We start from the raw sequence: 12,375 nt of genomic DNA on the forward strand, positions 1-12,375 counted from the left end.
TTTATGTAAATGATGTGCTCAGGTGCGGCTTTTACAATCATCCAATTCTGGTATCGATTTGTTTACAAATGAGCCGCTGATCGTGTATGGTATTGTAGAATGTTTGTAAAAAGTAAAGTAGAGAAACTATTCAAAAGTGGTGATAGAGGTTGTTACTGGTTATCGATGTGGGGAACACCAATACTGTACTTGGTGTATATCATGATGGAAAATTAGAATATCACTGGCGTATAGAAACAAGCAGGCATAAAACAGAAGATGAGTTTGGGATGATTTTGCGCTCCTTATTTGATCACTCCGGGCTTATGTTTGAACAGATAGATGGCATTATTATTTCGTCAGTAGTGCCGCCAATCATGTTTGCGTTAGAAAGAATGTGCACAAAATACTTTCATATCGAGCCTCAAATTGTTGGTCCAGGTATGAAAACCGGTTTAAATATAAAATATGACAATCCGAAAGAAGTGGGGGCAGACAGAATCGTAAATGCTGTCGCTGCGATACACTTATACGGCAATCCATTAATTGTTGTCGATTTCGGAACCGCCACAACGTACTGCTATATTGATGAAAACAAACAATACATGGGCGGGGCGATTGCCCCTGGGATTACAATTTCGACAGAGGCGCTTTACTCGCGTGCAGCAAAGCTTCCTCGTATCGAAATCACCCGGCCCGACAATATTATCGGAAAAAACACTGTTAGCGCGATGCAATCTGGAATTTTATTTGGCTATGTCGGCCAAGTGGAAGGAATCGTTAAGCGAATGAAATGGCAGGCAAAACAGGAACCAAAGGTCATTGCGACAGGAGGCCTGGCGCCGCTCATTGCGAACGAATCAGATTGTATAGACATCGTTGATCCATTCTTAACCCTAAAAGGGCTGGAATTGATTTATGAAAGAAACCGCGTAGGAAGTGTATAGGAGGTTTAGTAATGGATTATTTAGTAAAAGCACTTGCGTATGACGGAAAAGTTCGGGCTTATGCAGCGAGAACGACTGATATGGTAAATGAGGGGCAGAGACGCCATGGTACGTGGCCGACAGCATCCGCTGCACTAGGCCGTACAATGACAGCTTCACTTATGCTCGGCGCTATGCTGAAGGGCGATGATAAGCTGACCGTGAAAATCGAGGGCGGAGGTCCGATCGGAGCTATTGTAGCTGATGCCAATGCCAAAGGAGAAGTCAGAGCCTATGTCTCTAACCCGCAAGTTCATTTTGATTTAAATGAACAAGGTAAGCTTGATGTCAGACGTGCGGTTGGAACAAACGGAACGTTAAGTGTCGTAAAAGATTTAGGTTTGCGCGAGTTCTTCACAGGACAAGTAGAAATCGTTTCAGGAGAATTAGGAGATGATTTTACTTACTATCTTGTGTCATCTGAGCAGGTTCCTTCATCAGTGGGCGTAGGTGTGCTCGTAAATCCTGACAATACCATTCTTGCGGCAGGGGGCTTTATTATTCAGCTGATGCCGGGAACAGATGATGAAACAATCACAAAAATTGAACAGCGTCTATCTCAAGTAGAGCCGATTTCTAAGCTCATCCAAAAAGGGCTGACACCAGAAGAAATTTTAGAAGAAGTCCTAGGCGAGAAACCTGAGATTTTGGAAACGATGCCTGTCAGATTCCATTGCCCTTGTTCAAAAGAACGGTTCGAAACAGCCATTTTAGGACTAGGCAAAAAAGAAATTCAAGATATGATAGAAGAAGATGGACAAGCCGAAGCAGTATGCCATTTTTGTAATGAAAAGTACTTATTTACAAAAGAAGAGCTGGAAGGGCTTCGTGACCAAACTACCCGCTAAGCTCTTTAGCGGGTTTTTAATTTGAGAAAAGGGGCTGAAAGCAGGTTTGAAATCAAGAACAATCTGGACCATTATTTTAGGGGCGCTGTTGGTTTGCTGTATTGCTGTTGCATATACGCTGACGAAATCCCAAGCCGGCGCATCGTCATCCGGTGAGTCTATTGCGACTATCGGAGGCAAGAGTGTGACAAGAGAAGAATGGCTGAAAGAAATGGAAGATCAGTATGGTAAGTCAACGCTTGAAGATATGATCAATGTCCGAGTTGTTGAGCAGCTGGCTAAAAAGAACAAACTTAAAATATCCAAAAGCGAAGTTGATCGTGAGTTTTTGCTGATTAAAGCGGTCAATAATTCCTTTTACGAAGATGAACATACGACGGAGAAAGAGTGGAAAGACCAAATTCGTTATAATATCCTCCTTGAGGATTTGTTAACAAGGGATATCGATATCTCAAACAAAGAATTGGAATCATTCTATAATAAAAATAAGGAACTATATCAGTTTGATGATTCGTATCGAATTCGGCACATTGTTGTAAAAGATGAAGAAGAAGCAAGAGAAGTCCTGAAAGAACTGAAAGGCGGATCAAGCTTTGAAGCTGTCGCTGCCGAAAGATCTACAGACAGATATACATCACCATACGGCGGAGATTTAGGTTTTGTCACAGAGGCATCAGACAACATTCCATCAGCATACATTGAAGAGGCGAAAACACTCAAAGAGGATGAATGGTCTCAGGAACCAATAAAGGTCAGCAACGGATATGCCATTATCCAGCTGAAAGAAAAACTAAAGGCAAGAACGTTCTCATTTGATGAAGTAAAGGACCAGATCAGACGGCAAATCGCAATGGATCAGCTAGGCGATAAAGCGACAGTTAAGACACTTTGGAAAGAAGCCGATGTATCTTGGTTTTATGGGGAAAAAAGTACTAAGTGATTGACAAAAAATTTTGAAATTGATAGATTATATACATAATACCAATACAAATAGTCGGAAATTGAGGTGTCGAGAATGGTACGTGTAGCAAACTCCATTACTGAATTAATTGGGAATACGCCAATCGTTAAATTAAATCGCCTTGCAGATGAAAACAGTGCGGATGTATATCTAAAACTTGAATACATGAACCCTGGAAGCAGTGTAAAAGACCGTATCGGTTTAGCTATGATTGAAGCGGCTGAAAAAGAAGGAAAATTAAAAGCCGGTAATACAATCATTGAACCGACAAGCGGAAATACTGGAATCGGGCTTGCAATGGTTGCTGCTGCTAAAGGATTAAAAGCCATTTTGGTTATGCCTGATACAATGAGCATGGAGCGCCGCAACCTTCTTCGCGCATATGGTGCTGAGCTTGTGCTGACTCCTGGTGCGGAAGGCATGAAAGGTGCTATTAAGAAAGCTGAAGAGCTTGCTGAAAAGCACGGATACTTTGTGCCGCAGCAGTTTAACAACCCTTCTAACCCCGAAATTCACCGCCAAACAACGGGTAAAGAAATCGTTGAGCAATTCGGTGATGATCAGCTTGACGCATTTGTAGCCGGAATCGGAACGGGCGGAACGATTACGGGAGCGGGCGAAGTGCTGAAGGAAGCATACCCTTCCATCAAGATTTATGCTGTTGAACCGTCAGATTCCCCAGTGCTTTCAGGAGGAAAACCAGGCCCCCACAAAATTCAGGGAATCGGAGCAGGATTCGTGCCGGACATCTTAAACACTGAAGTATATGATGAAATCTTCCCTGTGAAGAATGAAGAAGCATTCGAATATGCCCGCAGAGCTGCACGTGAAGAAGGAATTCTCGGAGGCATCTCATCAGGTGCGGCAATTTATGCTGCTCTTCAAGTAGCAAAAAAACTCGGAAAAGGCAAAAAAGTATTGGCCATCATTCCAAGTAACGGCGAACGTTATCTAAGCACGCCGCTGTACCAATTCGATTAAAAAAAGCCAAAACTCCCGGTTCGCCGGGAGTTTTTTTATATTTCGTGCATCAAATATGCCATGTCTGCGACGAATGTTATTCTTGGAAGAGAAATTCACTTTTTTCACTAACAACATTGCTTTACAATTAAAAACAAGTAAAAAAGAAAATAGAGGAATGATACAAATGGCACAACGCAGACCGGCAGGCAAAAAAATACCTTTTCAAAAAGACTCATTCTTACAACAATTTGAGAAACTTGCGCAATCCCGGAAACATCATGTACTTCTCGAAAGTGCAAGAGGCGGCAGATATAGTATAGCCGGTCTTGATCCAATTGCGACTGTGAAAGGAAAAGACGGAATAACTACAATTAAGCATGGTGATGAGATGCTGTTTAAAGAAGGTGATCCATTACGGGCCTTCCACAGCTGGTTTAAAACACTGGAAACAGAAACGAATCATGAGTTCCCTGACTTTCAAGGCGGGGCAATCGGGTTTCTCAGCTATGATTACGCACGGTACATTGAAAATTTTAAAATGCTCTCATTAGATGATTTAGAAACACCAGATATTTATTTTCTTGTTTTTGATGATATAGCAGTTTATGACCATCAAGAAGAGTCTCTATGGCTGATTACTCATGTTAATGGTTCTGATCAGGAAACAGCGGATGTGAAGCTATCTGAGTTAGAGCAGATGTGGTTGACTGAGCTTCCCGCTGTCACTTCGCGAGAGATGAAGCCTGAAACAGCTGGTTCTTTCGCGGCGCCATTTACCGAGGATGGGTTCTCACAAGCTGTAGAGAAAATCAAACAATACATTGCCAGCGGAGATGTGTTTCAAGTCAATCTATCAATAAGGCAGTCACAGTCACTGTCTGTCCACCCATATCAAATTTACAAAACCTTGAGAGAAGTAAATCCTTCTCCTTATATGGCGTATTTAGAAACACCTGATTTCCAAATCATTTGCGGATCGCCTGAACTGCTTGTCAGCAAAAAGGGCAAGCTATTAGAGACGAGACCGATTGCGGGCACCCGTTCCAGAGGGAAAACAAATGAAGAAGACGAGGCGCTTGCAAACGAATTGATACACAATGAAAAAGAACGCGCGGAACATGTCATGCTGGTTGATCTTGAGCGAAATGATCTGGGAAGAGTATCACGTTACGGGTCTGTGCGCGTAAATGAATTCATGGCAATTGAAAAATACTCGCATGTGATGCACATTGTGTCTAATGTCCAAGGTGAACTGCAGGATGGGTATGATGCTGTAGATATTATTCATGCTGTGTTTCCCGGAGGAACCATTACTGGTGCACCGAAAGTAAGAACGATGGAAATTATAGAAGAACTTGAGCCGACACGCCGAGGGCTTTATACTGGATCTATAGGATGGTTTGGATATAATCACGATCTGCAGTTTAATATCGTCATTCGAACCATTTATGCAACCGGAGGGCAGGCATTTATGCAGTCCGGTGCAGGAGTTGTGATTGATTCTGTTCCGAAGCACGAATACAAGGAATCATTCAAAAAAGCTTTTGCGATGCAAAGAGCATTAGAGCTGAGCGAAGAAGAGACAAAAATTAGATGAGGTGAGCGGAGAAATGATTTTAATGATTGATAACTACGATTCATTCACGTACAACTTGGTACAGTATTTGGGCGAGCTTGGGGAAGAGCTGGTTGTGAAACGCAATGACAGCATCACAATCGATGAAATTGAAGAACTGTCTCCGGACTTTCTGATGATATCTCCCGGACCGTGCAGCCCTGATGAGGCGGGAATCAGCCTCGAAGCAATTAAACATTTCGCAGGGAAAATTCCTATTTTCGGTGTATGTCTCGGACATCAGTCCATCGCACAAGTGTTCGGTGGTGATGTTGTTAGGGCAGAACGGCTTATGCACGGGAAAACCTCGGATATCGAGCATGACGGCAAAACCATTTTTGAAGGGTTGAAAAATCCCCTTGTTGCGACGCGATACCACTCGCTGATCGTAAAACCTGAGACGCTGCCAAGCTGTTTTACAGTAACAGCACAAACGAAAGAAGGAGAAATCATGGCTATTCGCCACAATGACCTCCCGATAGAGGGTGTGCAATTTCACCCAGAGTCTATTATGACCTCCTTTGGGAAAGAAATGCTCAGAAATTTTATTGAGACATATCGCAAGGAAGTTATTGCGTGATGATATATGTGAACGGCCGGTATATGGAGGAGAAAGATGCAGTTCTTTCTCCTTTTGACCATGGGTTTTTATATGGGATCGGTGTTTTCGAAACCTTCAGGCTCTACGAAGGCTGCCCGTTTTTGCTTGATTGGCATATAGAGAGGCTTGAACGCGCGCTTAAGGATCTGCAAATCGAATATACTGTTTCAAAGCATGAGATCCTTGAGATGCTGGACAAGCTGCTTAAGCTAAATGATATCAAGGATGGCAATGCCCGCGTCAGACTGAACATATCAGCGGGAATCAGCGATAAAGGCTTTGTCGCCCAGACGTACGATAAGCCCACCGTTTTATGCTTTGTGAATCAGCTGAAACCAGAAAGTCTTCCTTTGCAAAAAGAAGGAAAGGTTTTATCGATACGGAGAAACACTCCAGAGGGATCGTTCCGGTTAAAATCTCATCATTATCTAAATAATATGTATGCGAAACGGGAAATTGGAAATGATCCGCGTGTCGAGGGAATTTTCTTAACGGAGGATGGAGCTGTTGCAGAGGGTATCATATCTAATGTCTTCTGGAGAAAAGGTCGCTGTATCTATACGCCATCGCTTGATACCGGTATTCTGGACGGCGTCACGAGACGTTTTATCATAGAAAATGCAAAGGATATCGGCCTGGAGCTCAAAACGGGCCGATATGAGCTAGAAGCTCTCTTGACAGCTGACGAAGCGTGGATGACGAACTCGGTTCTTGAAATCATCCCGTTTACTAAAATAGAAGAAGTAAACTATGGAAGCCAAAGCGGAGAAGCAACCTCCGCTCTTCAATTGTTATACAAAAAAGAAATAAAGAACATGATTCATGAAAAGGGAGGAAGAGCATGGCGCAGCACACAATAGATCAAACACAAGTAATCCACACTAAGCCCAGCGCTTTATCATATAAAGAGAAGACGCTGGTGATGGGAATTTTAAACGTAACGCCTGACTCTTTCTCGGACGGCGGAAAATATGACAGCTTGGACAAGGCGCTGCTGCACGCGAAAGAGATGATCGATGATGGTGCCCATATCATTGATATTGGAGGGGAATCGACAAGGCCTGGCGCTGAGTGCGTATCTGAGGATGAGGAGATGTCCAGAGTCATTCCGGTGATTGAGCGGATTACGAAAGAGCTTGGTGTTCCTATTTCTGTAGACACGTACAAGGCTTCTGTCGCAGATGAAGCAGTGAAAGCCGGTGCATCCATTATCAATGATATTTGGGGAGCCAAACATGATCCGAAGATGGCTTCCGTTGCAGCTGAACATAATGTTCCAATTGTACTCATGCATAACCGCCCTGAAAGAAACTACAATGACTTATTGCCGGATATGCTGTCGGACTTAATGGAGAGTGTAAAAATTGCTGTTGAGGCCGGAGTAGACGAGAAGAACATTATTCTTGATCCTGGTATCGGTTTCGCGAAAACCTATCACGATAACTTGGCAGTGATGAACAAACTAGAGATTTTCAGCGGATTGGGATATCCGGTTCTTCTGGCAACCTCCCGAAAAAGATTCATCGGACGTGTTCTGGATCTTCCGCCTGAGGAGCGGGCTGAGGGCACAGGCGCGACTGTGTGTCTCGGCATTCAAAAAGGCTGTGACATTGTCAGGGTCCATGATGTAAAGCAAATTGCCAGAATGGCGAAAATGATGGACGCGATGCTGAATAAGGGAGGGGTGCACCATGGATAAAGTTTATGTAGAAGGTATGGAGTTTTACGGATATCACGGTGTGTTCACAGAAGAAAACAAACTTGGCCAGCGGTTTAAAGTCGATTTAACCGCTGAGCTGGATTTAAGCAAAGCTGGACAGACAGACGACCTTGAGCAAACGATCAACTATGCTGAGCTCTATCACGTATGTAAAGATATCGTGGAAGGGGAGCCTGTGAAATTGGTGGAAACGCTGGCGGAACGTATTGCTGGCACTGTTCTCGGAAAATTTCAGCCTGTTCAGCAATGTACGGTGAAAGTGATTAAGCCAGACCCGCCAATTCCCGGACACTATAAATCAGTAGCAATTGAAATTACGAGAAAAAAGTCATGAACAACATAGCTTATATTGCACTTGGATCTAATATTGGAGATAGAGAAACGTATTTAAGGCAAGCAGTGGCTTTACTGCATCAGCATGCTGCGGTGACAGTCACTAAAGTGTCGTCTATTTACGAAACTGACCCGGTCGGATACGAAGATCAAGCTCAATTTTTGAATATGGCTGTTGAAATCAAGACATCATTGAACCCTTTTGAACTCCTTGAACTGACGCAGCAGATAGAAAATGAATTAGGCAGAACAAGGGAAGTAAGATGGGGGCCGCGGACGGCAGACCTTGACATTTTGTTATTTAATCGTGAAAATATTGAAACAGAGCAACTAATTGTTCCGCATCCGAGAATGTATGAGCGTTTGTTTGTCCTTGCGCCGCTTGCGGAAATTTGCCAGCAGGTTGAAAAAGAGGCTACAAGCGCCGAAACAGACCAAGAAGGTGTAAGAGTATGGAAGCAGAAATCTGGGGTAGACGAATTCGTGCATTCAGAAAGCTGAAAGGTTATACTCAAGAAGGATTTGCAAAAGCATTAGGTATATCAGTTTCTATTCTCGGCGAAATTGAACGCGGAAACCGATTGCCGTCTGCTGCCATCATTCAAGATGCAGCAGATGTTTTAAATATAAGTGCGGACGAATTGGCGCCGCCAGAAAAATAGAACAAATGAAAGGAGGAGAAAAATTGTTCAAAATCGGAGATATTCAATTGAAAAACCGGGTTGTGCTCGCACCTATGGCTGGTGTCTGCAACTCTGCGTTCAGATTGACTGTAAAGGAATTCGGAGCCGGATTGGTATGCGCTGAAATGGTCAGTGACAAAGCGATCCTTTACAACAATGCAAGAACAATGGGTATGCTTTATATTGATGAACGTGAGAAACCACTGAGCCTTCAAATTTTCGGAGGAAAAAAGGAAACCCTTGTGGAAGCGGCGAAGTTTGTAGACCAAAACACAACTGCTGATATCATTGATATTAACATGGGATGTCCCGTGCCGAAGATTACAAAATGCGATGCGGGAGCCAAATGGCTTCTCGATCCTGATAAGATTTACGAAATGGTTTCTGCAGTAGTGGATGCTGTTAATAAGCCAGTTACAGTGAAAATGAGAATGGGCTGGGATGAAGACCACATTTTCGCAGTGAAAAATGCACAGGCTGTAGAACGTGCGGGCGGTAAAGCAGTGGCGCTTCACGGCCGTACGAGAGTGCAGATGTACGAAGGAACGGCAAACTGGGATATCATCAAAGAAGTAAAACAATCAGTATCGATTCCGGTTATCGGAAACGGCGATGTTAAGACACCGCAGGATGCTAAGCGTATGCTCGATGAGACAGGAGTAGACGGGGTCATGATCGGACGCGCTGCATTGGGTAACCCGTGGATGATTTACCGTACGGTTCAGTATCTTGAAACAGGTAAATTAAAAGAAGAGCCGCAAGTACGCGAAAAAATGGCCGTATGCAAACTGCATCTTGACCGCCTGATTGACTTAAAAGGTGAAAACGTAGCGGTAAGAGAAATGAGAAAGCACGCTGCATGGTATCTGAAAGGCGTGAAAGGCAATGCGAACGTTCGTAATGAAATCAATCATTGCGAGACGAGAGAAGAGTTTGTACAGCTTTTAGATGCATTTACGGTTGAAGTTGAGGCAAAAGAGCTTCAAAATGCAAAAGTAGGATAATACTCACCTCTATTTGCTGCTCACTGCTAGTTTTACGCTGGCAGTTTTTCTGCTTTTTTCATGAAACAATATCTGTAATGGAGTGATAACAATGAGTCAAGAAGAGCATAACCATGAAGAATTGAATGATCAGCTGCAAGTCAGACGCGATAAAATGAATCAGCTGAGAGATAACGGCATCGATCCATTCGGCGCACGTTTTGAAAGAACTCATCAGTCTCAAGAAGTTATTTCGGCATATCAAGATCTAACCAAAGAAGAGTTAGAAGAAAAAGCGATTGAAGTTACAATCGCAGGCCGCATGATGACAAAACGCGGCAAAGGAAAAGCCGGCTTTGCCCATCTTCAGGATTTAGAAGGCCAAATCCAAATCTACGTAAGAAAAGACAGTGTCGGTGACGACCAATATGAAATCTTCAAGTCTTCTGACCTCGGTGATCTTATCGGCGTAACCGGAAAAGTCTTCAAAACAAATGTAGGCGAATTGTCTGTTAAAGCAACTTCCTTTGAATTGCTGACAAAAGCGCTTCGTCCGCTTCCTGACAAATACCATGGTTTAAAAGACGTTGAGCAGCGCTACCGTCAGCGCTATCTGGATCTTATCGTAAACCCAGACAGCAAACATACGTTCATTACACGAAGCAAGATCATTCAAGCTATGAGAAGGTACCTTGATGATCATGGATACTTAGAAGTAGAAACACCTACAATGCACAGCATTCCTGGGGGAGCTTCTGCACGTCCGTTTATCACTCACCACAACGCGTTAGACATTCCACTCTATATGCGTATTGCTATCGAACTGCACCTAAAACGTCTAATTGTCGGCGGTTTAGAAAAAGTATATGAAATCGGCCGTGTTTTCCGTAACGAAGGTGTCTCTACACGCCATAACCCTGAATTTACAATGATTGAGTTATATGAAGCATATGCGGACTATAAAGATATCATGAGCTTAACTGAAAACCTTGTCGCTCATATCGCCCAAGAAGTGCTTGGCACAACTACGATTCAATACGGGGAAGAGCAAATCGACCTTAAACCGGAGTGGAAAAGAATCCATATGGTTGACGCAGTCAAAGAAGCGACCGGCGTTGATTTCTGGGAAGAGGTTACTGTTGAGCAGGCGCGTGAATATGCAAAAGAACATGAAGTAGAAATTAAAGACTCTATGACAGTAGGCCATATCATCAACGAATTCTTCGAACAAAAAATTGAAGAAACGCTTATTCAGCCAACGTTTATTTACGGGCATCCTGTAGAAATTTCTCCTCTTGCTAAGAAAAACCCTGAGGACCCGCGTTTTACAGACCGTTTTGAGCTGTTTATCGTTGGCCGTGAACATGCCAACGCGTTTACAGAGCTGAATGATCCTATTGATCAAAGAGAACGCTTTGAAGCGCAATTAAAAGAGCGTGAAGCCGGTAATGATGAAGCTCATTTAATGGATGAAGACTTTGTTGAAGCTCTGGAATACGGTATGCCGCCAACAGGAGGTTTAGGCATCGGTATCGACCGTCTGGTTATGCTGCTGACGAATGCCCCTTCTATTCGCGATGTGCTGTTATTCCCGCAAATGAGACAACGCTAATAAAAAAGAGCGGTATCCTCCATAGGGAAAGGATGCCGCTCTTTTTAAATCCCTTAGTATTTCTTCAAAAAAACTATTGCACTATTATTTACTAGGTGGTATATTATTATTCGTTGCCGCTAAACAAGGCGATAACGAAAAAAAGAACTTCAAAAAAAGTTATTGACTTCACTGAGTCAACGAGTTATAATAATAAAGTCGCTTGAACGAAGTGAACAAAATGATCTTTGAAAACTAAACAAGACAAAACGTACCTGTTAATTCAGTTTTTAAAAATCGCACAGCGATGTGCGTAGTCAGTCAAACTACTTTATCGGAGAGTTTGATCCTGGCTCAGGACGAACGCTGGCGGCGTGCCTAATACATGCAAGTCGAGCGGACAGATGGGAGCTTGCTCCCTGATGTTAGCGGCGGACGGGTGAGTAACACGTGGGTAACCTGCCTGTAAGACTGGGATAACTCCGGGAAACCGGGGCTAATACCGGATGGTTGTTTGAACCGCATGGTTCAAACATAAAAGGTGGCTTCGGCTACCACTTACAGATGGACCCGCGGCGCATTAGCTAGTTGGTGAGGTAACGGCTCACCAAGGCAACGATGCGTAGCCGACCTGAGAGGGTGATCGGCCACACTGGGACTGAGACACGGCCCAGACTCCTACGGGAGGCAGCAGTAGGGAATCTTCCGCAATGGACGAAAGTCTGACGGAGCAACGCCGCGTGAGTGATGAAGGTTTTCGGATCGTAAAGCTCTGTTGTTAGGGAAGAACAAGTACCGTTCGAATAGGGCGGTACCTTGACGGTACCTAACCAGAAAGCCACGGCTAACTACGTGCCAGCAGCCGCGGTAATACGTAGGTGGCAAGCGTTGTCCGGAATTATTGGGCGTAAAGGGCTCGCAGGCGGTTTCTTAAGTCTGATGTGAAAGCCCCCGGCTCAACCGGGGAGGGTCATTGGAAACTGGGGAACTTGAGTGCAGAAGAGGAGAGTGGAATTCCACGTGTAGCGGTGAAATGCGTAGAGATGTGGAGGAACACCAGTGGCGAAGGCGACTCTCTGGTCTGTAACTGACGCTGAGGAGCGAAAGCGTGG

13 protein-coding genes and 1 rRNA gene (1 of these 14 running past the window's edge) are annotated in these 12,375 nt (G+C 43.9%); all 14 read left to right on the forward strand.

Annotated features, from left to right (window positions below):
- The first annotated feature begins 149 nt into the window (after nt 1-149).
- Nucleotides 150-926, forward strand: a complete 777-nt coding sequence (locus QF06_RS19360; protein ID WP_010886388.1) for a type III pantothenate kinase — start codon at nt 150-152, stop codon at nt 924-926.
- A gap of 11 nt (nt 927-937) precedes the next feature.
- Nucleotides 938-1,813, forward strand: coding sequence for a redox-regulated molecular chaperone HslO (gene hslO, locus QF06_RS19365; RefSeq protein WP_003226695.1), 876 nt, complete (start codon nt 938-940; stop codon nt 1,811-1,813).
- Between the two features lie 46 nt (nt 1,814-1,859).
- Complete coding sequence (locus QF06_RS19370) at nt 1,860-2,753, forward strand: peptidyl-prolyl cis-trans isomerase (protein ID WP_003243824.1); 894 nt, start codon at nt 1,860-1,862, stop codon at nt 2,751-2,753.
- A 75-nt stretch (nt 2,754-2,828) separates the two neighbouring features.
- Nucleotides 2,829-3,755 (forward strand): cysteine synthase A, encoded by a 927-nt coding sequence (cysK, locus tag QF06_RS19375; RefSeq protein WP_003244491.1) that lies wholly within the window; start codon nt 2,829-2,831, stop codon nt 3,753-3,755.
- Between the two features lie 166 nt (nt 3,756-3,921).
- The gene (locus tag QF06_RS19380; RefSeq protein ID WP_003242468.1) at nt 3,922-5,334 is read left to right on the forward strand and encodes an anthranilate synthase component I family protein; all 1,413 of its coding nucleotides are present in this window, start codon (nt 3,922-3,924) and stop codon (nt 5,332-5,334) included.
- 13 nt (nt 5,335-5,347) lie between these two features.
- Nucleotides 5,348-5,932, forward strand: a complete 585-nt coding sequence (pabA, locus tag QF06_RS19385) for an aminodeoxychorismate/anthranilate synthase component II (RefSeq protein ID WP_003243797.1) — start codon at nt 5,348-5,350, stop codon at nt 5,930-5,932.
- Nucleotides 5,932-6,813, forward strand: a complete 882-nt coding sequence (pabC, locus tag QF06_RS19390; RefSeq protein ID WP_003244544.1) for an aminodeoxychorismate lyase — start codon at nt 5,932-5,934, stop codon at nt 6,811-6,813. Before pabA ends, pabC begins: the two co-directional genes overlap by 1 nt.
- Entirely contained in the window at nt 6,795-7,652 is an 858-nt protein-coding gene (gene folP, locus QF06_RS19395) for a dihydropteroate synthase (protein WP_003242672.1), read from the forward strand. The genes pabC and folP overlap by 19 nt, the downstream gene beginning before the upstream one ends.
- Complete coding sequence (folB, locus tag QF06_RS19400; RefSeq protein ID WP_003242949.1) at nt 7,645-8,007, forward strand: dihydroneopterin aldolase; 363 nt, start codon at nt 7,645-7,647, stop codon at nt 8,005-8,007. The genes folP and folB overlap by 8 nt, the downstream gene beginning before the upstream one ends.
- Nucleotides 8,004-8,507 carry a 2-amino-4-hydroxy-6-hydroxymethyldihydropteridine diphosphokinase gene (gene folK / locus QF06_RS19405; RefSeq protein WP_003242690.1) on the forward strand — a complete coding sequence of 168 codons (504 nt, stop codon included), beginning with the start codon at nt 8,004-8,006 and terminating at the stop codon, nt 8,505-8,507. The genes folB and folK overlap by 4 nt, the downstream gene beginning before the upstream one ends.
- Nucleotides 8,459-8,668: a helix-turn-helix domain-containing protein gene (locus QF06_RS19410; RefSeq protein WP_003226678.1), complete on the forward strand. Its 210-nt coding sequence runs from the start codon at nt 8,459-8,461 to the stop codon at nt 8,666-8,668. Before folK ends, QF06_RS19410 begins: the two co-directional genes overlap by 49 nt.
- Nucleotides 8,669-8,691: 23 nt before the next feature.
- The gene (gene dusB / locus QF06_RS19415; RefSeq protein ID WP_003243741.1) at nt 8,692-9,693 is read left to right on the forward strand and encodes a tRNA dihydrouridine synthase DusB; all 1,002 of its coding nucleotides are present in this window, start codon (nt 8,692-8,694) and stop codon (nt 9,691-9,693) included.
- A 91-nt stretch (nt 9,694-9,784) separates the two neighbouring features.
- Nucleotides 9,785-11,284 (forward strand): lysine--tRNA ligase, encoded by a 1,500-nt coding sequence (lysS, locus tag QF06_RS19420; RefSeq protein ID WP_003242743.1) that lies wholly within the window; start codon nt 9,785-9,787, stop codon nt 11,282-11,284.
- A gap of 310 nt (nt 11,285-11,594) precedes the next feature.
- Nucleotides 11,595-12,375, forward strand: a 16S ribosomal RNA gene (locus QF06_RS19425); it runs 769 nt beyond the window's last position.

It is taken from the genome of Bacillus sp. YP1 (assembly GCF_000877815.1).
In the GTDB taxonomy this organism is placed as follows: Bacteria; Bacillota; Bacilli; order Bacillales; family Bacillaceae; genus Bacillus; species Bacillus subtilis.